18 protein-coding genes are annotated in these 21,194 nt (G+C 71.2%); 8 read left to right on the forward strand and 10 right to left on the reverse strand.

Annotated features, from left to right (window positions below; genetic code table 11):
• The first annotated feature begins 63 nt into the window (after window positions 1-63).
• Both BLP38_RS14025 and BLP38_RS14030 read left to right on the forward strand, forming a co-directional pair.
• Window positions 64-825: an ABC transporter ATP-binding protein gene (locus BLP38_RS14025; protein ID WP_091359243.1), complete on the forward strand. Its 762-nt coding sequence runs from the start codon at window positions 64-66 to the stop codon at window positions 823-825.
• Window positions 822-2,288, forward strand: coding sequence for an ABC transporter permease (locus BLP38_RS14030; protein WP_091359246.1), 1,467 nt, complete (start codon window positions 822-824; stop codon window positions 2,286-2,288). The genes BLP38_RS14025 and BLP38_RS14030 overlap by 4 nt, the downstream gene beginning before the upstream one ends.
• A 51-nt stretch (window positions 2,289-2,339) precedes the next feature.
• Here the strand turns inward: BLP38_RS14030 and BLP38_RS14035 are convergent, their stop codons facing one another.
• On the reverse strand, window positions 2,340-2,846 hold the full coding sequence (locus BLP38_RS14035) for a hypothetical protein (protein WP_091359250.1): 507 nt from the start codon (window positions 2,844-2,846) through the stop codon (window positions 2,340-2,342).
• Window positions 2,847-2,937: 91 nt separating this feature from the next.
• On the opposite strand from BLP38_RS14035, the gene BLP38_RS14040 reads away from it, so the two are divergent.
• Window positions 2,938-5,397 (forward strand): beta-glucosidase, encoded by a 2,460-nt coding sequence (locus tag BLP38_RS14040; RefSeq protein ID WP_091359253.1) that lies wholly within the window; start codon window positions 2,938-2,940, stop codon window positions 5,395-5,397.
• Complete coding sequence (locus tag BLP38_RS14045; RefSeq protein ID WP_091359256.1) at window positions 5,394-6,053, forward strand: 2-phosphosulfolactate phosphatase; 660 nt, start codon at window positions 5,394-5,396, stop codon at window positions 6,051-6,053. The genes BLP38_RS14040 and BLP38_RS14045 overlap by 4 nt, the downstream gene beginning before the upstream one ends.
• Here the strand turns inward: BLP38_RS14045 and BLP38_RS14050 are convergent.
• From BLP38_RS14050 to BLP38_RS14060, 3 genes are all read right to left on the reverse strand, one after another.
• Window positions 6,040-6,528, reverse strand: a complete 489-nt coding sequence (locus tag BLP38_RS14050) for a SprT-like domain-containing protein (RefSeq protein WP_091359260.1) — start codon at window positions 6,526-6,528, stop codon at window positions 6,040-6,042. The two genes, BLP38_RS14045 and BLP38_RS14050, sit on opposite strands and share 14 nt — an antisense overlap.
• 43 nt (window positions 6,529-6,571) lie before the next feature.
• Complete coding sequence (locus tag BLP38_RS14055; RefSeq protein ID WP_091359263.1) at window positions 6,572-7,099, reverse strand: hypothetical protein; 528 nt, start codon at window positions 7,097-7,099, stop codon at window positions 6,572-6,574.
• 88 nt (window positions 7,100-7,187) lie between these two features.
• The gene (locus tag BLP38_RS14060; protein ID WP_091359266.1) at window positions 7,188-8,051 is read right to left on the reverse strand and encodes a spermidine synthase; all 864 of its coding nucleotides are present in this window, start codon (window positions 8,049-8,051) and stop codon (window positions 7,188-7,190) included.
• A gap of 148 nt (window positions 8,052-8,199) precedes the next feature.
• Between BLP38_RS14060 and BLP38_RS14065 the strand changes: the two genes are divergently transcribed.
• From BLP38_RS14065 to BLP38_RS14075, 3 genes are all read left to right on the forward strand, one after another.
• Window positions 8,200-9,870: an ABC transporter substrate-binding protein gene (locus tag BLP38_RS14065; RefSeq protein ID WP_172824712.1), complete on the forward strand. Its 1,671-nt coding sequence runs from the start codon at window positions 8,200-8,202 to the stop codon at window positions 9,868-9,870.
• Window positions 9,871-9,955: 85 nt separating this feature from the next.
• Window positions 9,956-10,960, forward strand: a complete 1,005-nt coding sequence (locus BLP38_RS14070; RefSeq protein ID WP_091359270.1) for an ABC transporter permease — start codon at window positions 9,956-9,958, stop codon at window positions 10,958-10,960.
• The gene (locus BLP38_RS14075) at window positions 10,957-11,916 is read left to right on the forward strand and encodes an ABC transporter permease (protein ID WP_091359274.1); all 960 of its coding nucleotides are present in this window, start codon (window positions 10,957-10,959) and stop codon (window positions 11,914-11,916) included. The genes BLP38_RS14070 and BLP38_RS14075 overlap by 4 nt, the downstream gene beginning before the upstream one ends.
• 270 nt (window positions 11,917-12,186) lie before the next feature.
• Here the strand turns inward: BLP38_RS14075 and BLP38_RS14080 are convergent, their stop codons facing one another.
• The 3 genes from BLP38_RS14080 to galT all read right to left on the reverse strand — a co-directional run bounded on the left by BLP38_RS14080 (window position 12,187) and on the right by galT (window position 16,288).
• Window positions 12,187-13,848 (reverse strand): ABC transporter ATP-binding protein, encoded by a 1,662-nt coding sequence (locus BLP38_RS14080; RefSeq protein ID WP_091359276.1) that lies wholly within the window; start codon window positions 13,846-13,848, stop codon window positions 12,187-12,189.
• 80 nt (window positions 13,849-13,928) lie between these two features.
• Complete coding sequence (gene galK / locus BLP38_RS14085) at window positions 13,929-15,107, reverse strand: galactokinase (protein ID WP_091359280.1); 1,179 nt, start codon at window positions 15,105-15,107, stop codon at window positions 13,929-13,931.
• Window positions 15,104-16,288 carry a galactose-1-phosphate uridylyltransferase gene (gene galT / locus BLP38_RS14090; protein WP_091359284.1) on the reverse strand — a complete coding sequence of 395 codons (1,185 nt, stop codon included), beginning with the start codon at window positions 16,286-16,288 and terminating at the stop codon, window positions 15,104-15,106. The genes galK and galT overlap by 4 nt, the downstream gene beginning before the upstream one ends.
• 120 nt (window positions 16,289-16,408) lie before the next feature.
• Here galT and BLP38_RS14095 point away from each other — a divergent pair, with 120 nt between their 5' ends.
• The gene (locus tag BLP38_RS14095) at window positions 16,409-17,347 is read left to right on the forward strand and encodes a LacI family DNA-binding transcriptional regulator (RefSeq protein ID WP_091359946.1); all 939 of its coding nucleotides are present in this window, start codon (window positions 16,409-16,411) and stop codon (window positions 17,345-17,347) included.
• An 83-nt stretch (window positions 17,348-17,430) separates the two neighbouring features.
• Here BLP38_RS14095 and galE read toward each other — a convergent pair whose 3' ends face one another.
• The 3 genes from galE to BLP38_RS14110 form a co-directional block, all read right to left on the reverse strand.
• The gene (gene galE, locus BLP38_RS14100; protein WP_091359289.1) at window positions 17,431-18,408 is read right to left on the reverse strand and encodes a UDP-glucose 4-epimerase GalE; all 978 of its coding nucleotides are present in this window, start codon (window positions 18,406-18,408) and stop codon (window positions 17,431-17,433) included.
• Window positions 18,409-18,492: 84 nt separating this feature from the next.
• Window positions 18,493-20,133, reverse strand: coding sequence for a phosphoglucomutase (alpha-D-glucose-1,6-bisphosphate-dependent) (gene pgm, locus BLP38_RS14105; protein WP_091359293.1), 1,641 nt, complete (start codon window positions 20,131-20,133; stop codon window positions 18,493-18,495).
• Window positions 20,134-20,196: 63 nt separating this feature from the next.
• Window positions 20,197-21,132 carry a LysR family transcriptional regulator gene (locus BLP38_RS14110; RefSeq protein ID WP_091359296.1) on the reverse strand — a complete coding sequence of 312 codons (936 nt, stop codon included), beginning with the start codon at window positions 21,130-21,132 and terminating at the stop codon, window positions 20,197-20,199.
• Window positions 21,133-21,194 lie beyond the last annotated feature (62 nt).

A 21,194-nucleotide genomic window follows, 5' to 3' on the forward strand; every position in this document is an offset into this window, starting at 1 on the left:
ATGTAGGAGGTCGCGACGAGCGACCGACGCGGCGCACCGGGGCCTCTCCGTAGCGTCGGAGACATGCAGATCACGACCACCGAGATGGGCCTCGCCGCCCGCGTCCAGAACCTCACGAAGACCTACGGCGGCGGCGAGAACGCCGTCCGCGCGCTCGACGACGTCACCGTCGGCATCCGTCGTGGCGAGTTCACCGCCATCATGGGCCCGTCCGGCTCGGGCAAGTCGACGCTCATGCACATCATGGCCGGCCTCGACGCGCCCGCCTCCGGCTCGGTCTGGATCGGCGACACCGAGATCACCGGGCTCTCCGACGTCGAGCTCACGATCCTCCGCCGCCGGCGGGTCGGCTTCGTCTTCCAGTCCTTCAACCTCGTCCCGACCCTCGACGCGATCAGCAACATCACGCTGCCGTTCGACCTCGACGGACGCCGGCCCACTTCGCAGGAGAAGGCGCGCATCGACGGACTCGTCGCGACCCTCGGCCTCGGCCCGCGCCTCGGCCACCGTCCGCACCAGCTCTCGGGCGGCCAACAGCAGCGCGTCGCGATCGCGCGCGCCCTCGCGACCGCCCCCGACCTCGTCTTCGCCGACGAGCCCACCGGAAACCTCGACTCGCGGTCGGGCCGCGAGGTGCTCTCGCTGCTTGCCGCCGCCAGCCGCGAGCACGGTCAGTCGATCGCCATGGTCACCCACGACCCCGTAGCCGCGTCGTACGCCGACCGCGTCCTGTTCCTCGGAGACGGGCGCATCGTCGCCGACAAGCCCCGTCAGACCGCCGAGCAGATCTCCGCTCACATGCTCAGCACGGAGGTGACCGCATGACCGCGATCGCCCCATCGGTGGTGAACACCATCGTCCCCGAAGCCCCGCGGTCGTCCCGCTTCGCCTGGCTGCGAGAGCGTGGCATGGGGGCGACGGTCCTCGTCTCGGCCATCTCGACGGCGTTCGGCGTCGTGCTCCTGTCGGCGACCGGCTATCTCGCCGTCGTGCTCGGGTCGAACCCGGAGTACGGCTCGTCCGGCACGATGGTGGTCGTGCTGGCGCTGCTCAGCGGCATCCTGCTCGCCGTCGCGGTCTACGTCGCCGCGATCGTCACCGCCAACACGTTCTCGACGATCATCGCCGGGCGCACCCGCCGCATCGCGCTCATGCGTCTCATCGGCGCGACCGCGCGCTCGCAGCGCAGCGAGGTCGCGACCCAGGGACTCGTCGTGGGTGCCATCGGTGCGGTCCTCGGCCTCGTGGTGACGACGGCCGGGGTGGTCGTGGCCGTCCCCGTACTGAACCGCGCCCTCGGGGTCACCTCGGAGTGGTCGCCGCTGCAGCCCGTGCTGCTCCTGCCGGCGATCGCCGTCGCGCTCACGACCTGGATCGCCGCGTGGTCGGGGTCTCGCCGGGTGCTGGCGGTGACACCTCTCGAGGCGCTGGGCGGCTCGGTCGAGCGTTCGCGTGAGGAGATCGCCGCGAAGCGCGGACGCAGGACGGGCGCGGTGGTCCTCGGCGCGATCGGTGTCGTGCTCCTGGTCGGTGGACTCCTCCTCGGCCTCCTGAGCCCCGCCGGCGTGCTCGTCGCGTTCTTCGGCGGACTCTTCTCCTTCACCGCCGTATCGATCAGCGCGGTATCAGTCATGCCGCCGCTCCTGAAAGCCACCGGGCGTCTGTTCGGAAGGTCCGTGACCGCGCGCCTGGCCGCGGAGAACGCGGTCCGCTATCCGGAGCGGTCGAGCCGCATGGCGATCGGCGTGGTCATGGGCGTCGCGCTCGTCGTGATGTTCGCCGTCGCCGCCGAGTCGGCGAAGTCCCTCGTAGCGGCATCGGCGGGCGGCGAGCCGGATGCGAGCTTCAACGAGATGATGGACGTCTTCTCGACGGTCATGATGTGCCTCGTCGCCGTCAGCGCCGTGATCGCCGCCGTCGGTCTCGTGAACCTCCTCACGATCGGCATCGTGCAGCGCAAGCGGGAGCTCGGTCTCCTGCGCGCTCTCGGGCTCACCTCCGCGCAGATCCGCCGCATGGTGCTCATCGAAGCGGCGCACGTCACCGTCACGGCGCTCCTGTTCGGCCTGGCGCTCGGCATCCTGTACGGCTGGGTCGCGGCGCAGTCGCTCCTCGGATCCGTCGCCATGCCGCCGCTGTGGCTGTCGCCGACGTTCGTCGCCCCGGCGATCCCGCTGGTCCCCGTCGCGATCGTGATCGTCGCGACCGCGGCACTCACCCTCGGGGCAGCGGTCGCTCCGACCCGGATCGCGACGCGCACGGCTCCCGTCGAGGCGCTCGCCGAGTGACCGGTGCCGCGCCTCCCTGCCACGGGCGCGGGGAGGCGCGGCATCCGTCCGTCAGTCGGCTTCGGCAGCCGGCGGGTCGTACGACCAGGTGGGCGCCAGGGCGCGCAGGCGCATGCCGCGGTACTGCCACGCCGCCCACAGGACGGGCCACAGGGGCAGGGCCGCGGCTCCGCCGATCGTGAGCCGATCGCGCCAGAGCGTCCGCGTGGGATCCCCCGGTAGCGGGCTCACCGCCATCTGGTGGTCCCAGACGTCGAGGGCGGCGAGTGCACCGGTCAGCGGGATGCCGCTGTCCCGGAAGATCCGCACCGGACCGTTCGTGTCCTCGGTGTACCGGTCGCTCGCGTGGATGAGCTGCTGGCCGGCGGGGATGATGCCGAGGGCGCGGATCTCGACCGGCACGTCGGTCCCCGGCTCGAACGAGGTCGGGAGCTCGCCGGCCATCGGGGCCATGTCGAGCAGAGGGCCGTAGAGCTCGGTGACGGCGCGAGGCGAGTGGAGGGCCCGCCAAGCGGCATCCGCGGTGCAGTCGAGCTCGAGCTTCAGGAGGATCCGCATCGGACCACTCTCGCATTCCTCTTCGGCACTCGATACGTTGGGAGCGCTCCCACTCCCGCGACGTCATCGTCGACCCTCCGGAAAGACCGCTATGCCCCTCGAACCCGCCATCGAATCCGGCGACCGCTCGCACACCCTCGCCCCCGTCGAGTCGGTCGCGCAGATCTCCTCGATGCTGCTCGACACCGACCCCACCCTCGACCCGGCTCTGGCCGAGGCGGCGCGGGTCGCGGCCACCGAGGGCGTCGTCCTCCTCACCAACGACGGGACCCTGCCGCTCGGTGAGCGTGCGGTCGCCGTGTTCGGGCGCGTGCAGATCGACTGGTTCGCGGTCGGCTACGGCTCCGGCGGCGACGTGAAGGTGCCTTACATCTGGAACCTCCTCGCCGGTCTCCGCGACGCGGGCGTCCGGGTCGACGACGAGCTCGCGACGCGGTACTCGACCTGGTCGGCGGCGAACCGCCCCGCCTTCGCCGCCACCTGGGGCGAGTGGCCGCACCACTTCCCCGAGATGGCCGTCGCCGACGCCGATGTCGCAGCTGCGGCTTCCCGTGCCGACACCGCCGTCGTCGCGATCGGACGCGCCGCGGGCGAGGCGCGCGACAGCATCCTCGAACCCGGCAGCTACTACCTGACGGCCGACGAGCGGACGCTCCTCGACTCCGTCACCTCGCACTTCGCCCACACGGTCGTCGTCGTGGATGCCGGCAATGTCATGGACCTCTCGTGGGTCGTCGACTACGGCGATCGGATCGGCGCGGTGCTCTTCGCGTGGCAGGGCGGAATGGAGGGTGCGCGCGCCGTCGCGGGCGTGCTGTCGGGCGAGCAGACCCCGAGCGGCAAGCTCACCGACACGATCGCCCTCACCTACGAGGACTATCCGAGTGCGCCGAACTTCGGCCACCTCGACGTCAACGTCTACGCCGAGGACGTCTTCGTCGGCTATCGCTACTTCGAGACCTTCGCCCCCGACCGGGTGCTCTTCCCCTTCGGGCACGGACTCTCGTACACGACGTTCGCGCTGGCGACCGAGGCGACGACGGATGCCGAGACGGTCCGACTCGACGTCACCGTGACCAACACCGGCGCACGTCCCGGCAAGGAGGTCGTGCAGGTCTACACCGGCGCGCCCGACGGCGCCCTCGGCAAGCCCGCGCGCCACCTCGCGGCCTTCGGCAAGACCGGCCTGCTCGCCCCCGGCGCGAGCGAGACCGTCCACCTCGACGTCCGGCTCGACGACCTCGCCTCCTACGACGACGGCGGCGCGACGGGGACGCGGAGCGCCTGGGTCCTGGAAGCGGGCGCGTACCCCGTGTTCGTCGGAACCGACGTCCGCTCGGCGGCGCGCGTCGCCGCGTTCGAGGTGCCCGAAACGCGCGTCGTGCGCACCGCGACCGAGGTCGCCGCGCCCGTCCACGCGTTCGAGCGGCTCACCGTGGGCCGCGCGGACGACGGCTCGGCCGTCGTCGCCCACGAGAGCGTCCCCATCCGCACCGTCTCCCGTGCCGAGCGCGTTCTCGGATCGCTGCCGGCGGAGCTCGCGCAGACCGGGGACCGGGGCATCGACCTCGCCGCCGTCGCTCGCGGCGCGGCATCCCTCGACGACTTCGTCGCCCAGCTCACCGATGAGGAACTGTCGCTCCTGGCGCGGGGCGACGTCACGATGGACAGCCCGCTGGGCGCGCCCGGCAACGCGGGGGTGCTCGGCGGGGTCTCCGAGTCGCTTCGCGCGAAGGGCGTGTCGCCCGTCACCACGACGGACGGACCGAGCGGCATCCGTCTGTCGGCGTACGCGTCGCTGCTCCCGTCGGGGACGGCGCTCGCCTCGACCTGGAACACGGCCCTCATCGAGGAGCTCGCCGCACTTCACGGAGAGGAGATGCGCCGGAAGGGCTCCGACGTCCTGCTGAGCCCCGGCATGAACATCCATCGCGACCCGCTGTGCGGGCGGAACTTCGAGTACTTCAGCGAGGACCCGGTCGTGACCGGCCGGATCGCGGCAGCGGTGGTGCGCGGAGTGCAGCGCACGGGCCTGTCGGCGTGCCCCAAGCACTTCGCCGCGAACAACCAGGAGACCAACCGCACCCGCAACGACTCGCGCGTCTCGGAGCGGGCGCTCCGCGAGATCTACCTGCGCGGGTTCGAGATCTGCGTCCGCGAGGCCGCGCCCCGCGCGATCATGACCTCGTACAACCAGATCAACGGCGTGTGGGCGCACTATCACTACGACCTCGCGACCGTCATCCTCCGCGAGGAATGGCGCTACGAGGGCGTCGTCATCACCGACTGGTGGATCGAGAACGCCGTCGATCCCGACTTCCCCGCCCTCGAGGACAACGCCTACCGCGTCCGCGCACAGGTCGACGTCCTCATGCCCGGAGGTGTGAAACGGGATGCCGCTCCCCAAGCGCAGGCCGACACGACGATCCTCGACTCCCTCGCCCGTGAGGAAGGGATCACGCGGGGTGAACTCCAGCGGACGGCCCGGAACGTCCTCGGGCTCGTCATGTCGCTGAAGCCGGTCGTCGACGCTCGTACGCTGGAGGGATGACCGCGAGCCCGTTCGATCAGTCCCGCTATCAGCTGCGCTTCGACTGGGGGCGGGACGGGCTGACCCGTCTCGCACCCGCCGATGTGGTCGTCGTCGTCGATGTCCTGCGTTTCTCGTCGACGGTCTCGGCACGCGTCGCCGCCGGCGAGACGGTGACGCACGACGAGGCCGCCCACGCCGTGTCGCGCAACGGGGCGGCAGTCGCGACTGCCGCAGCAGAGACGGGCGCGACCGTCTTCCTCGGGAGCCTCCGCAATGCGACCGCCGTCGCACAGGCGGTCCTCGCGGAGCAGAACCGTCGCGCGGCGCGGACGAGCGTGAGCATCGTCGCCGCCGGCGAACTGCACGGACCGGGGGATGCCGCGGTCCTGCGCTTCTCCGTCGAGGACCAGCTCGGCGCGGGCGCGGTGTTCGCCGCGCTCGAGACGATCGGTCTGGATCACTCGTCGCCGGAGGCCGCGGCGGCATCCGAAGCGTTCCGGGGTCTCCGGTCGGCGGTCCGCCATCTCCTCACGGCGAGTGGCTCCGGCCAGGAACTGCTCGACGCCGGTCGCCGCGACGAGGTGCTCGCCGCCGCGGTTCACGACGCGGACGAGACGGTCCCCGTCCTCCGTGACGGCGTGTGGCAGGCCTACGAGGTGGTCAGCGCGGCGTGAGGGCCTCGCGCCGGGTCGCAGCGGTGATCTCGCGGCGCCGCCAGGTGATCAGGTAGCGCTCGTCGAACGTCGGCGCGCAGCGCGCACACGACGTCGCCCGCGTCGCCTTGCGGTGGCGGTATGCGACGTGTCCGGCGGGGCACACGCCGACCCAGGGAGCGAGCTCCGTCGCCGTCTCGCCGCGATGGGTGACGCCGCCGGTGTATCCGAGTGAGCGCGCGATGCGCTTCCATTCCGCGCCGTGCCCGGCGGCTGCGCCCGCGATCGCGTGGGCGATCTCGTGCAGGATCGTCTGACGGTTGGTCTCGGCGTCGTAGCGCGCGGCCAGGTATCGCGAGAGGGTGATGCGCTTGCGCAGGTAGTCGCACGCGCCGGCGCGCCGTTTGGCGTTGTCGAAGGCGAAGCTCCACGAGTCGTCGAGCAACTGCCGCAGCAGCGTCTCGGCCTCGCGGCGCACGTCGATGAGGTCGCTCATGCCAGCACGATAGGACGCAGGTACGACACTCGGGTCGAAGGTCTCAGCCGGCGACCGTCGTGCTGTTGCGGCGACGGTCGACGGCGTCGATGGCGAGCAGCGTCGACTCGAGCTGATCCTCGGGAGCGCCCGCCTCCTGCCGCAGGAACAGCGCCTTCTTGAAGTCGGCGCGTGCTGCGGCATCGTCGCCCGCGTCGAAGTGGACCTTGCCACGGTGCTGGCATCCGAAGGCAGCGACCGCCGACCAGCCCTGGCCTTCGGCCTCCTCGACGCACGTGTTGAGCTCGTGGATCGCGGCGGCGTATGCGCCGCGGAACTGCTGCACGCTCGCGTGCAGCATCCGGGCGCGCAGCAGGTCCTTGCGTGTGCCGGCCATGCGGGCCACGCGCACGGACTCCTCCGAGACGACGAGAGCGTCGTCGAGGCGTCCGAGGACCTTCAGCAGCCACACCTTCTCGAGCATCGCCGCGAGGCTCCGCTGCTCGCCGAGGTCGGCGAGGCGGGCCTGGCATTCGTCGAGGTCGACGATCTCTCGGAGAGTCTCCGGGTCGTATCCCTTGATGAAGCCCACAGCTGTTCCTTCCGACCCTGCAACGTGTGTCTCCAGTGTCGCCGCGGCTCGCCCGGAATGCGCTGAGGGCGCGCCGCGCGTCGTGGCCTCAGCGGTCGAAGACGGATGCCGCAGGTTTCGGGGACGGGGTGGAATCGGCATCCGTCATGATCCGCGCATCGCGCGCGAACGCCTCGAGTTCGGCGCCGTGGGCGACCTTCGCGGGATGGGGTCCGGCCGCCATCAGACGCGGCAGCCACTCCATCGGCAGCTCGGAGGGTGAGGCCGCGATGACGATGTTCCCGAACCGCCCGCTCTTGAGCGTCCGCACCTCGGCGAGGACGACGACGTGCTCGAGGACGGAGCGGACGGTCGCGACCTGCCTGCGGGCGAAGGCGAGCCCGCTGCCGTCGGCGATGTTGACGAGCAGGATGCCGGTCGGCGCGAGGAGCCCCGCGAGGATCCGGTAGTACTCGACGCTCGTGATGTGGGCGGGCGTCTGCGCGCCGGCGAACACGTCCGAGACGACGAGGTCCACCTGGCCGACGATGCCGGGGGGGAGGCGCGCCGCGACGTCGCGGGCGTCGCCGATCCGCACGCGCAGCTGGCCCGTGCGCGGGAGGGGGAGGTGCTCCCGGACGAGGTCGACGAGCGCCTGCTCGAGCTCGATGACCTGCTGCCGCGACCCCGGTCGGGTGTGCTCGACGTACCGGGGGAGGGTCATGGCGCCCGCGCCGAGATGCACCGCGGTGAGGGGTTCTCCCGGCATCCCCATCTGATCGATGACGGCGCCCATACGGGCGACGTACTCGAAGTGGAGATGCGACGGATCGTCGAGATCGACGTGCGACTGCGGGGTGGTCTCGACGACCAATTCCCACCCGCCGGCGAACCGGCCGGGGATGATGCGCGCCTGCCTCCCGTCGGACAGTCTGGCGACAGGCGGGTCGAGGGGGGCGCGGGAGCGGGCCATCCGACTACGGTAGCCCGCAGGAAGAAACACGATCGAGATACAGCTGTAACCGCTTACCGGCAGTGTGGACGGTAGCGTCAGCCGCATCCCTTCGGCAGCGCCGCCTCCTGGCGCGCCGCCGACGAGCCCCATCGGAAGGTGCACAGCAATGCTCCCCATTTCCCGGAAGCGGGTGGTCGCGGGCGCCGCGGCCCTCGTCATCGGTGCGCTCGCGCTCAGCGCGTGCGCCAGTCAGCGAGGCGGCGACGACAACGCGGAAGGACCCGCGGACGTCGACGGCACGTTCGTCTTCGCGGCGTCGTCCGACCCCGCGAGCCTCGACCCCGCCTTCGCCCAGGACGGCGAGACGTTCCGCGTCTCGCGCCAGATCTTCGAAGGCCTCGTGGGCACCGAGCCCGGTACGGCCGACCCCGCCCCGCTCCTCGCCGAGTCGTGGGAGACGTCCGACGACGCGCTGAGCTACACGTTCGCCCTCAAGAAGGACGTGACGTTCCACGACGGCACCCCGTTCAACGCCGAGGCCGTCTGCGTCAACTTCGACCGTTGGTACAACTGGGAGGGCCTGGCCGCCAGCGAGGCGCTCGGGTACTACTACAACAAGCTCTTCAAGGGCTACGCGTCGAGCCCCGACGCGGCCGTGTACGACTCGTGCACGCCCGACGGCGACTCGTCCGTCACGATCGCCCTCAAGAAGCCCTTCGCCGGCTTCGTCGCCGCACTGTCGCTGCCGGCCTTCGGGATGCAGTCGCCGAAGGCGCTCGAGGAGTACAAGGCCGACGAGGTGGGCGGGACCGCCGAGGCTCCGACCCTCAGCGAATACGCCACCGGCCACCCGGCCGGCACCGGCCCCTACAAGTTCGACGAGTGGTCCCGCGGCGAGCAGGTCACCCTGAGCTCCTACGCCGACTACTGGGGCGACAAGGGCCAGATCGACAAGATCATCTTCCGCACGATCGACGACCCCACCGCGCGTCGCCAGGCCCTCGAGTCCGGCTCGATCGACGGCTACGACCTCGTGGGTCCCGCCGACACCGGCGCGCTCGAGGACGCCGGCTTCACGATGGTGTCCCGCCCGCCCTTCACGATCCTGTACCTCGCCTTCAACCAGGCGGTCAAGGAACTCCAGGACCCGAAGGTCCGCGAGGCGCTCTCGTACGCGGTCGACAAGGACGCCCTGATCTCGCAGGTCCTCCCCGAGGGCACCGAGAAGGCGACGCAGTTCATGCCGCCGAGCGTCAACGGCTGGAACGCCGACGTCACGACCTACGACTACGACCCCGAGAAGGCCAAGTCGCTCCTCGCCGAGGCCGGCTACACCGAGGCCAACCCGCTGAAGCTGACCTTCAACTACCCGGTCAACGTCTCGCGTCCCTACATGCCGGACCCCGAGCAGATCTTCACGGTTCTGTCGTCCCAGCTGAAGGACGTCGGCGTCGAGGCCACGCCGAAGTCGAACGAGTGGGGCGAGTACCTCGACCTCATCACGGGCGGCACGGACCACGGCATCCACCTGCTGGGCTGGACCGGTGACTACAACGACACCGACAACTTCCTCGGCGTCTTCTTCGGACAGAAGTCGGCGGAGTGGGGCTTCGACAACCCCGAGCTCTTCCAGGACCTCACCGACGCCCGCGGCATCGCGGACCTCGACGAGCAGACGAAGCTCTACTCGGAGATCAACGAGGAGGTCGCGAAGTTCATCCCCGGCGTCCCGCTGGCCCACCCGGCTCCCACGCTGGCCTTCGACTCCCGCGTCGAGAGCTACCCGGCGAGCCCCGTGAACGATGAGGTGTTCAGCCAGATCGTCCTCACGAAGTAAGCCGATCGAGGCAGCGCCTGCTGCCTGACCGGTGCGGGGCGGGATGACCTCCCGCCCCGCACCGACCTCCACGAAAGCGACACCCGTGCTGCGAACCATCGGCAATAGGCTCCTGCTGCTGATCCCCACCCTCCTCGGCCTGAGCATCCTGCTCTTCTGGTGGGTCCGAACCCTTCCCGGCGGTCCCGCCCAGGCGCTCCTGGGCGAGAAGGCCACCCCCGAAGCCGTCGCTCGGATCAACGAGCTCTACGGATTCAACCGTCCTCTGATCGAGCAGTACTTCACCTGGATCGGGCGACTGCTGTCGGGCGACTTCGGCACCTCGCTGCGCACGAGCCAGCCGGTGCTCGACGAGTTTTTCCGACGCTTCCCGGCGACCATCGAGCTCTCGGTCGCGGCGCTGATCATCGCCGTCGGCGTCGGCGTGCCGCTCGGCTACTGGGCCGCGCGCCGCCACGGCAAGGCAGCCGACAGCACCGCCGTCGTCTTCAGCCTGCTGGGGATCGTCGTGCCGGTGTTCTTCCTGGCCTTCATCCTGAAATACGTGTTCGCCGTCCAGCTCGGCTGGCTCCCGTCGGACGGACGTCAGGACCCTCGCATCGAGGCCACCCACTACACGAACTTCTACGTGCTCGACGGGCTGATCACGGGCGAATTCGACGCCGCGTGGGACGCGATCCTGCACCTGATCCTGCCGGCCATCGCCCTCGGCACGATCCCTCTCGCGATCATCGTGCGCATCACCCGGGCATCCGTCCTCGAAGTGCAGAACGCCGACTACGTCCGCACGGGCAAGGCCAAGGGCGTTCCCGGTGCGCTGCTGCGCAACCGATTCATCCTGCGGAACGCCATGCTGCCGGTCATCACGACGATCGGTCTGCAGGCGGGCCTGCTGCTGTCGGGGGCGATCCTCACCGAGACGGTCTTCGCGTTCCCCGGTATCGGGTCGTTCCTCTCCAGTGCGATCTTCAACCGCGACTTCGCGGTGCTGCAGGGCTTCATCATCTTCATCGCGATCGTCTACGCGCTCATCAACCTGCTCGTCGACGTCTCGTACAGCCTGATCGACCCGAGAGTGAGGGTCTCATGAGCACCGTCCTTCCCCCCGCCGCAGGCGGCAGCGCCGCCGACGACTCGACCGTCGCCGTCCTCACCGCGGGCACCGGCGGCGCCCCGCGCGGCGGTTTCTGGCACGACGTCTTCCGCCGGCTCCGGCGCAGCCCCACCGCGTGGGTGGGCCTCGCCATCGTGCTGCTGTTCGTGGTGGTCGCCCTCCTCGCCCCGCTGCTCGCCCCATACCCCGAGACGGCGTTGCCCGGGGCGCGCGAGATCACCCCGACGTACATCCCCGGGCCCGGCGAGATCGCGGCGTTCCCGCTCGGCCTCGACCGCTTCGGCGGCGACGTGGTGTCGAAGCTCATCTGGGGAGCACAGGCATCCCTCCTCATCGGTGTCGTCTCGACGGCCTACGGCCTCATCGGAGGGATGCTGCTGGGCCTCATCGCCGGCACGTTCGGCGGCTGGGTCGACAACGTCATCATGCGACTCGTCGACATCCTGCTGTCGGTGCCGAGCCTGCTGCTCGCCGTCTCGATCGCCGCGATCCTCGGTCAGAACCAGAACTCGGTCATGATCGCGATCGGTGTCGCGCAGGTGCCGATCTTCGCGCGCCTGCTCCGCGCCTCGATGCTGCAGCAGCGCTCGGCGGACTACGTCCTGTCGGCGCAGACCCTGGGCCTCGGTCGCGGGCGCATCACGATGACCCACGTCCTGCCGAACGCGGTGGGCCCCGTCATCGTGCAGGGCACCCTGTCGCTCGCGACGGCCGTCATCGACGCCGCGGCGCTGTCGTTCCTCGGCCTCGGCGGCGGGCGCCCCGAGACGGCGGAGTGGGGCCGCATGCTCACCTACGCGCAGGCAGAACTCGCCATCGCGCCGTGGCTCGCGTTCCTCCCCGGCATCTGCATCGCCATCACGGCGCTCGGATTCACGCTGTTCGGCGAGGCGCTGCGCGAGGCAATGGACCCTCGGACGCGCGGGCGCTGAGCTTCTGCAGGAGCGCGGCTGACACCGCTGGTACCGCTCCGCGATCCCGGCGGGTCGGACGACAGGGCCCCTTCCCCGACTGTCCGGCCTACCGGGATCGCTTCGCTGCCCGGGGATGGCGAGTGGGCGGGTGTGCCGGTGTTCCGTATTCAGTCTCCGCGGCGCGGAGAGGGGACGAAGGGCACGAGATGACGTGCGAAAACGTCCTCGCCGATCGTCGCGAGACTGAATACGGAACGCGCGTCGGGGCGTATCGGCGCGGAACCCGGGTCAGACGGCGATGTCGAGTTCGTTGCCGGGGATCGAGGAGAGCAGGTTCCGCGTGTACGGGTCACGCGGGTTCGTGAAGATCTCCTCGCTCGAGGCCGCCTCGACGAGCGCGCCGTCCTTCATGACGCAGACGTAGTCGCTGATCAACCGAACGACGGCGAGGTCGTGCGAGATGAAGAGGTAGCTGAGGCCGTACTCGGTCTGCAGGTCGCGGAGCAGGGTCAGGATCTGGTCCTGCACGAGCACGTCGAGCGCCGACACGGGCTCGTCGCACACGATGAGCTCCGGCGACAGAGCGAGCGCGCGCGCGATCGCGACGCGCTGGCGCTGGCCTCCGGAGAGCTCCGACGGGTAGCGGCGCAGCATCGACGCGGGCAGGGCGACGTCGTCGAGCAGCTTCCGCACGCGCGCGGCGCGGTCCTTCGCCGACCCGCGGTTGTAGAAGTCGAGCGGCTCCTGCACGATCCGCTCGATCGTGAACATGGGGTTCAGCGACGAGTACGGGTCCTGGAAGATCGGCTGCACCTTCTGACGGAACTCGCGGAGCTGTCGTCCTTTGAGGGATGCCACGTCCGTGCCGTCGTAGCGGATGACGCCCTCCGTGGGATCCACGACCTTCAGCAGCATCCGCGCCGTCGTCGTCTTGCCGGAACCCGACTCGCCGACGATCGCGACGGTCTCTCCGCGCGGGATCGAGAACGACACGTCCTTGACGGCGGCGAAGTCCTCCTTCTGGCCGCGGACGTTGTAGAGCTTGGTGAGTCCCTCGACCTCGACGATGTTGTCGACCGGCTTCGGTGCGGCATCCGGAGTCGGCTCGGTGAACGCCTCGGGACGCAACCGAGCGACGGCGACCGACGGCGCCGCCTGCACGAGGGACTGCGTGTAGGGATGCTGCGGGTCTTCGAGGATCTGCCGGGCCGGGCCCTGCTCGACGATGCGTCCGCGGTGCATGACGACGACGCGGGCGGCGCGCTCGGCGGCCAGTCCGAGGTCGTGCGTGATGAGCAGGACCGACGTGCCGAGCTCGGTGGTCATGCGCCCGAGCTGATCGAGGATCGTCTTCTGCACAGTCACGTCGAGCGCGCTCGTGGGCTCGTCGGCGATGAGCAGACGGGGGTTGCAGGCGAGCCCGATCGCGATGAGCGCGCGCTGGCGCATGCCGCCCGAGAACTCGTGCGGGTACTGCTTCGCGCGGTCCTCGGCGTTCGGCAGGCCCGCGGCGGCGAGGGTCTCGACGACCTTGCGGTCGACGTCCTTCCTGGTCGCGAGTCCGTGGGCGAGCAGGGTCTCGGCGACCTGCGTGCCGATCTTCGATGTCGGGTTGAGGTTCGACATCGGGTCCTGCGGGACGAGTCCGATCTGTGCGCCGCGGATGCCTCGCATCGTCGACTCGGAGGCCCCGACGAGCTCTTGGCCGTCGAGGCGGATGCTGCCCTGCGCGACGCGGCCGTTGCCGGCGAGCAGGCCGATCACGGCCATCGCCGTCGTCGACTTGCCCGAGCCGGACTCGCCGACGATCGCGACGGTCTCGCCGGCGGCGAGGTCGAGGTCGACGCCCTCGACCGCCCGCACGGAGCCGTCGATGGTCTGGAACTCGACGGCGAGGTCGCGGACCTGCAGGAGGGGCGCGCCGGGGGCGGGGGAGGTCTCGAAGGGCATTCCCCCATCCTGCCCTCCGCCCGCCGCCTGCGCACGGGTGGATCGCCCGGCTTTACCCAGCCGTAACGACCCGCGGTGTCTCAGCCGTCGCGGCGGGCGCCCTCGGAGGGCCGGACCGTGAAGACGTGCGGCTCGGTGCGGCCTGCGGCGGCGAAGGCCGCGAGCACCGCCTCGCGCACCGCGGGTACGGCGTCGCGCTCGATGAGCGCGATCGCCGAGCCGCCGAAGCCGCCGCCGGTCATGCGGGCGCCGATCGCGCCGTTCGCACGGGCGGTCTCGACGGCGAGGTCGAGCTCGGGCACCGAGATCTCGAAGTCGTCGCGCATCGAGGCGTGCGAGGCGTACAGCAGGTCGCCGATGGCACGCGGGCCCTGCTCGCGGAGCGTGCGGACGGTGTCGAGCACGCGCTGGTTCTCGGTCACGACGTGACGCACGCGGCGGTAGGTCTGCTCGTCGACGAGCTCCTCGACGCGGGGGAGCTGATCCACGCTCACGTCGCGGAGCGCGGGGACGTCCATCGCCTGAGCGCCGCGCTCGCACGCCGCTCGGCGCTCGCCGTAGCCGCCGGTCGAGTGGGCGTGGGCGACGCGGGTGTCGATCACCATGAGCTCGAGGCCCGCCGCGTCGAAGCCGAGTTCGACCACCTGGGCGTCGAGGCTCCGGCAGTCGAGGAAGGTCCCGGCATCCGTCTCACCGAGCATCGACGCCATCTGGTCCATGATCCCGGTCGGGGCCCCGACGGCCTCGTTCTCGGCGCGGCGGCCGGCCTGGGCGAGCGCGACGCGGTCGAGGCCCAGGCCCCACACGTCGTTCAGCGCCGAACCGGTCGCGCCCTCGATGGCCGCCGACGACGACAGCCCTGCGCCGACGGGCACGTCCGAGGCGAAGGCGAGGTCGACACCTGTGACGGATGCCGCATCCGTCCCGGTCGCCTGCAGCAGCGCCCACGCGACACCGAGCGGATAGCGGGCCCACTCGACGACCTCGTCGCGGCGCTCGGGGAAGAGCGCGTCGAGGTCGGCGAGGGCGACCTCGACCGGTGCCTCGTCGAAGGTCGAGACGACGCGGATGCGGCCGTCCGCGCGTCTTCCGAGCGCGACGTACGTGCGGTGCGGCGTCGCGAACGGGAAGACGAAGCCGTCGTTGTAGTCGGTGTGCTCGCCGATCAGGTTCACGCGGCCGGGAGCCGACCAGAGTCCGACCGGCTCGGATCCGGTGAGGGTGGCGAAGAGGCTCCGGGCCTCGGCGGCAGCGGTCACAGCGTGACTCCTTCGATGGCGGTGCGGAGGCGCGCGGCGGCGTCCTCCGGGGGGACGTCGCCGATCCAGGCGCCCATGGCGGCCTCGGATCCGGCGAGGAACTTGAGCTTGTCGGCGGCGCGGCGCGGGCTCGTGAGCTGCAGGCTCAGGCGCACCGTCTCCCGGCCGACGTGGACCGGCGCCTGGTGCCAGGCGGCGATGTACGGCGTCTCGGACTCGTACAGCGCGTCGACGCCGCGGAGCAGACGCAGGTAGAGCGGAGCGAGCTCGTCCTTCTCCTCGTCGGTCAGGCCCGCGAAGTCGGCGACGTGGCGATGCGGGAGCATGTGGATCTCGATCGGCCAGCGCGCGGCGAACGGCACGAACGCGGTCCAGTGCTCGCCGCGCAGCAGCACGCGGGGCCCGGCCTGCTCGAACTCGAGGATGCGCTGGAACAGATCGGGGGCGGTCCGATCGATCGAGTCGAGCAGGCGGGTCGTCCGCGGGGTGACGTAGGGGTAGGCGTAGATCTGCCCGTGCGGGTGCTGCAGCGTCACTCCGATGGCCTCGCCGCGGTTCTCGAACGGGAAGACCTGCTCGATGCCGGGCAGCGCCGAGAGGGCTGCGGTGCGGTCGGCCCACGCCTCGATGACGGTGCGGGCGCGCGTCACGGTCTGCGTGCCGAACGACCCGGTGCGCTCGGGCGAGAAGCAGACGACCTCGGTGCGGCCGACGCTCGTGCGGGTGCGACCGAGACCGAGGTGCGCGAGGTCGTCGAGTCCGCGCGGCGGGTCGATGCCGGCGGGCACGTCGTCCGTGGCCTCGGCGAGGGCGGGACCGAACGAGGGCGACTTGTTCTCGAAGACGGCGACGTCGTACACCGAGGGGATCTCGGAGGGGTTGGTCGCGGTCTGCGGTGCGAGCGGGTCGAGTTCGGCAGGGGGCAGGAAAGCGCGGTTCTGGCGGTTCGCGGCGATCGAGACCCAGTCGCCCGTCAGGACGTCCTGCCGCATGGTGGCGGTCTCGGGCCGCGCGCCGAGGTCGCGGGCGTCGACGGCGCGGTCGACGCCGAGCGTCGTGCCCGGGTCGTCGAAGTAGATCAGCTCGCGGCCGTCGGCCAGGCGGGTGCTGCGCTTGACGACGCCGGCGCCGAGGTCACTCGTCTCGGCGGGCGCGTGCGTGCCGTTCTCCGGTGTGTTCACGTCAACACGGTAGCCGAACGGCTATGTTATCGTCAACATCACGCGAGTCTCCGGAGTCGAGCACGCATTCGCGAGGCGAAGTCCGGGGCAGGGGAGGATGCCGTGCAGCGACGCATCTCGATGGCCGACGTGGCCGCGGCCGCGGGCGTCTCGGGGCAGACCGTTTCTCGGGTCGTCAACGCCAGCCCGCGGGTCGACCCCGAGACGCGGATCCGTGTCGAGGCCGCCATGGCCGACCTCGGTTACCGGCCCCACCGCGCCGCCCGGGCTCTGCGCACCGGGCGCTCCGGCACGATCGGCGTTATCGTCGCCACCCTGTCGACGGTCGGCAACTCGCGGATGCTCGAAGCCGTGGCATCCGCCGCCGCCCGACGAGACCTCGCCGTCACCCTCGTCGCGCTTGCGGGCCGCGCCGACGTCGGTGCCGCGTTCGACCGGCTGCACGACCTCGGCGTCGACGGCGCCGTCGTGCTCAACGAGGCGACCGCGATCGCCGAAGGCGTCGCGCCGCCCGCGGGCCTCGCACTCGTGGCCGTCGACTCGCCCGGCGGTGCGTTCGCCACGGTCCAGTCCGATCACGCGGGCGGCGCCGAGGCGGCTACGCGTCGGCTGCGGGATGCCGGGCGTCGCACGGTCGCGCACGTCGCCGGTCCCGCCGGGTCGTTCGCTGCGGCCGAGCGCGAGCGCGGGTGGCGCGCGGCGCACGACGGCGCGGCCGTGCCCGAATCCGTGCGCGGGGACTGGGGCGCGGCATCCGGTCACGCGGCGGGTCGGGCGCTCGCAGCGGACCCCGCGGTGGACGCCGTGTTCGCCGCGAACGACCAGATGGCGCTCGGCGTGCTGCGGGCGCTCGCCGAGGCCGACCGCGACGACGTCGCCGTCATCGGGTTCGACGATGTCGCGGATGCCGCCGACTACCGCCCGCCGCTCACCACCGTCCGGCAGGACTTCGACGCCCTCGGCGAGGCCGCCGTCGCCGCCCTCGCGGCGACGCTCGACGGCGCGCCCGCGACGCGGACCGTCGTCCCGACGACGCTCATCGCCCGCGCGTCGGGCTGACGCGCCGAACCCGCCCGCAACGACCGACCCCACCCTGCCCGCGCGGTGCGCAGGCAGGGTGGGGTCGGGACGACGGGGCGGGATCAGCCGGCGGCGCGGCGGGCCTCCCAGCCGCTCTGCACCATCTCGTCGAGGGTGTACCGCATCTTCCAGTCGAGGTCGCGGGCGGCGAGCTCGCCGGTCGCAACGATCCGGTCGGGATCGCCGGCGCGGCGCGGGCCCACCTCGGGGGTGAACTCGATGCCGGTGACGCGGGCGACGGCATCCATGATCTCGCGGACCGACAGGCCGTTCTGCGAACCCAGGTTGTACGCCGGCTCGACCGGCTCGCCCGCACGAAGGCGCTGCGCCGCGACGGCGTGCGCGGCGGCGATGTCCGACACGTGCACGTAGTCGCGGACGTTCGTGCCGTCGGGGGTGTTGTAGTCGTCGCCGTTGATGCGCGGCGTCTTGCCGTCGATCAGCATCTCGAACACGATCGGGAACAGGTTGTGCGGGCTCTTGTCCCATACCGACGCATCGCCCGAGCCGACGACGTTGAAGTATCGGAGCGAGGTGTGGCGCAGGGGCGCAGCGGATGCCGCCGTCGCGACGCCCTGCGCAGCGAGCAGCCACTCGCCGATGAGCTTCGACTCGCCGTAGGGCGAGGCGGGACGCTTCGGCAGGTCCTCGGTCACGAGCGGCACGTCGGGAGTCCCGTAGACGGCGGCGCTGGAGGAGAAGACGATGTTCGAGACACCGGCATCCGCCATCGCGGCGAGGACGACGCGCGTCCCCTCGACGTTCTGCTCGTACGTGTGCAGGGGCCGCTGGACCGAGACGCCCGCGTACTTGAACCCGGCGACGTGGATGACGCCTTCGGCGCCGTGCTCGCGCAGGGTGTTCGCGACGAGCTCCCGGTCGAGGATCGTGCCCTGAACGAAGGGCACCCCCTCGGGCACGAACGAGGCGTCCCCGCTCGAGAGGTCGTCGAGGACGACCGGGTCGAGACCCGCCTCGGCGAGAGCGCGGACGATGTGGGCGCCGATGTACCCGGCGCCTCCGGTGACGAGCCAACTCATGATCCCGAGCCTACTGGCGCGGGACCGGCGGCCCGGACGTCAGGAACCGAGCGCTGCGAGCCTAGGAGCCCAGCGCCGCGAGCCTCAGGAACCCAGCGCTGCCGCGACGACCTTGCGGGCCTCCTCCTGCACCTGCGCGAGGTGCTCCGGCCCCTTGAGACTCTCGGCGTACAGCTTGTAGACGTCCTCGGTGCCCGAGGGGCGCGCCGCGAACCAGGCGAACTCTGTCTGCACCTTGAGGCCGCCGATCGCGGCACCGTTGCCCGGGGCGTGCGACAGCTTGGCGGTCACCGGGTCGCCGGCGAGCTCGCTCGCCGTGACGGCGTCGCCCGACAGCATCGAGAGAGCCGCCTTCTGCTCGGGTGAGGCAGGCGCGTCCACGCGCTGATAAGCGGATGCCCCGAACTCGGCCTCGAGCTCGGCGTACCGCTGCGACGGGGTCTTGCCCGTGACGGCGAGGATCTCGGCCGCGAGCAGGCAGAGGAGGATGCCGTCCTTGTCGGTCGTCCACACGCTGCCGTCCTTGCGGAGGAACGACGCGCCGGCGGACTCCTCGCCGCCGAAGGCGACGGAGCCGTCGAGGAGCCCCGGGACGAACCACTTGAAGCCGACGGGGACCTCGAGGAGGGTCCGGCCGAGCGAGGCGGCGACGCGGTCGATGATCATCGACGAGACGAGGGTCTTGCCGATCGCGGCATCCTTCGGCCACCCCTCGCGGTGCGCGTACAGGTAGTCGATCGCGACGGCGAGGAAGTGGTTCGGGTTCATGAGACCCGCATCGGGCGTCACGATGCCGTGGCGGTCGGCGTCGGCGTCGTTGCCCGTCAGGATGTCGTACTCGTCGCGCCGGGCGACGAGCGCGGCCATCGCCGAGGGCGACGACGGATCCATGCGGATCTTCTCGTCCCAGTCGAGCGTCATGAACCGCCACGTCGGGTCGACCTCGGGGTTCACGACCGTCAGGTCGAGGCCGTAGCGCTCGCCGATGAGGGCCCAGTACTCGACCGAGGCGCCGCCGAGCGGGTCGGCGCCGATCCGCACGCCCGCGCGGGCGATCGCCTCGACGTCGATGATCGACGCGAGGTCGGCGACGTAGCCCTCGCGGAAGTCGTACTCGCCGAGCGTCGCGTCGTCGATGTCGGCGTGGCGGACCCGCTTGACGCCCTCGAGGCCGGCCTCGATGAGCTCGTTCGCACGGTCGGCGATCCAGCCGGTGGCATCGGTGTCGGCCGGGCCGCCGTGCGGCGGGTTGTACTTGAAGCCGCCGTCGCGCGGCGGGTTGTGCGACGGGGTGACGACGATGCCGTCGGCACGACCGGCATCCGCCTCGTCCCGTCCCTTGTTGTAGGTGAGGATCGCGTGGCTCAGCGCCGGCGTCGGCACCCACGAGTCGCGGCTGTCGACGCGGACGTCGACGCCGTTCGCCACGAGGACCTCGATCGCGGTGTGCTCCGCCGGAAGCGAGAGGCCGTGCGTGTCGCGCCCCAGGAAGAGGGGACCCGAGATGCCCTGCGCCGCGCGGTAGTCGACGATCGCCTGCGTCGTGGCGAGGATGTGGACCTCGTTGAAGCTCCGCGAGAGCGAGGAGCCGCGGTGGCCGCTCGTGCCGAACGCGACCCGCTGGGCGGGGACCGCCGGATCGGGGGAGAGGTCGTAGTACGCGCTGATCAGCGCGTCGACATCGATCAGGTCAGAGGATTCGGCGGGCTGTCCTGCGCGGCTCATCCGCCCAGTCTGCCAGGGAAGTCGGGCGGGAGCGCCTGCGTGTCGCGGATCCGCATCGCTTGTTCAGGCGGGCAGCCGCCCGGCATCCGTCGCCATCGACTCCGTGCGTGCGGTGAGCGCGTCGAGGACCGTCCGCAGGGCGGGGGAGTCCGACATCGTGCGGCGGTGGATCGCCGACACCTCGCGGATGGACTCCGGCGACACGGTGGGGATCGCAACGAGGTCCGGGCCCAGGGGAGGCCGGCCGAGCCGGGGCACCAGGGCGACCGCGATCCCGGCGCGGGCGATCTCGAGGTGGTTCTCGAACTCCATCGACTCGTGCACGATGCGGGGAGCGCCGCCGACGCCGTCGAACAGCCGCCGGAGCCACTGCCGGCAGATGGTCGAGTCGAAGGTCGCGACCCACGGCTCGCCGCCGATCTCGTCCGGACGCAGCTCGGAGCGGCCTGCCAGCGGGTGATCGCGGTGAAGGATCACGTCGGCGACATCCGTGAACAGCGGGGTCTCGACGAGGTGGTCGGGGATCGAAAGGGCGACGTTCCCCCAGCGGTGCACGATGCCGAGGTCCCGCTGACCGGACGCCACGAGGGCGATCGTCTCCCAGGGCTCGCTCTCGCGCAGGGGTGCCCGCAGGTCCGGATGCCGCCGGCCGAGGTCCGCGATGAGGGGCACCATGACTCCGCGGACGACCGTCGAGAACGCGCCGATGCGGATCTCCCCGCTGACGCGGTCGGGCTCGCCGCTCCCGTGCAGATCGGCGCGGACGCGTTCGAGGTCGGCGAGGATCGGCGTCGCGGATACCACGAGGCGCGTCGCGGACTCCGTGAGCACGACACCTCGGCCGACTCGTTCCAGCAGGGCCACGCCGGTGTCGCGCTCGAGCCGCTTGATCTGCTGCGACACGGCCGACGGCGTGAAACCGAGGGCGGTCGCGGCGGCCGCGACGCTCCCCTCCGTGGCGACGGCGCGAAGGGAGACGACGGCCTCGAGATCGATCATGTAGCGATGCTACCGATTTGCCCCAAAGAATGATCGCTTGTCCTTCATGGATGCCGCGGGCT

This window comes from Microbacterium sp. LKL04 (genome assembly GCF_900102005.1).
Lineage (GTDB): Bacteria > Actinomycetota > Actinomycetes > Actinomycetales > Microbacteriaceae > Microbacterium.

Excerpts from the sequence above, each read along its gene's own strand:
- BLP38_RS14025 (WP_091359243.1), top strand. The coding sequence starts at position 64 with ATGCAGATCACGACCACCGAGATGGGCCTCGCCGCCCGCGTCCAGAAC.
- BLP38_RS14030 (WP_091359246.1), top strand. The coding sequence starts at position 822 with ATGACCGCGATCGCCCCATCGGTGGTGAACACCATCGTCCCCGAAGCC.
- BLP38_RS14035 (WP_091359250.1), bottom strand. The coding sequence starts at position 2,846 with ATGCGGATCCTCCTGAAGCTCGAGCTCGACTGCACCGCGGATGCCGCT.
- BLP38_RS14040 (WP_091359253.1), top strand. The coding sequence starts at position 2,938 with ATGCCCCTCGAACCCGCCATCGAATCCGGCGACCGCTCGCACACCCTC.
- BLP38_RS14045 (WP_091359256.1), top strand. The coding sequence starts at position 5,394 with ATGACCGCGAGCCCGTTCGATCAGTCCCGCTATCAGCTGCGCTTCGAC.
- BLP38_RS14050 (WP_091359260.1), bottom strand. The coding sequence starts at position 6,528 with ATGAGCGACCTCATCGACGTGCGCCGCGAGGCCGAGACGCTGCTGCGG.
- BLP38_RS14060 (WP_091359266.1), bottom strand. The coding sequence starts at position 8,051 with ATGGCCCGCTCCCGCGCCCCCCTCGACCCGCCTGTCGCCAGACTGTCC.
- BLP38_RS14065 (WP_172824712.1), top strand. The coding sequence starts at position 8,200 with ATGCTCCCCATTTCCCGGAAGCGGGTGGTCGCGGGCGCCGCGGCCCTC.
- BLP38_RS14075 (WP_091359274.1), top strand. The coding sequence starts at position 10,957 with ATGAGCACCGTCCTTCCCCCCGCCGCAGGCGGCAGCGCCGCCGACGAC.
- BLP38_RS14080 (WP_091359276.1), bottom strand. The coding sequence starts at position 13,848 with ATGCCCTTCGAGACCTCCCCCGCCCCCGGCGCGCCCCTCCTGCAGGTC.
- BLP38_RS14095 (WP_091359946.1), top strand. The coding sequence starts at position 16,409 with ATGGCCGACGTGGCCGCGGCCGCGGGCGTCTCGGGGCAGACCGTTTCT.
- galE (WP_091359289.1), bottom strand. The coding sequence starts at position 18,408 with ATGAGTTGGCTCGTCACCGGAGGCGCCGGGTACATCGGCGCCCACATC.
- pgm (WP_091359293.1), bottom strand. The coding sequence starts at position 20,133 with ATGAGCCGCGCAGGACAGCCCGCCGAATCCTCTGACCTGATCGATGTC.
- BLP38_RS14110 (WP_091359296.1), bottom strand. The coding sequence starts at position 21,132 with ATGATCGATCTCGAGGCCGTCGTCTCCCTTCGCGCCGTCGCCACGGAG.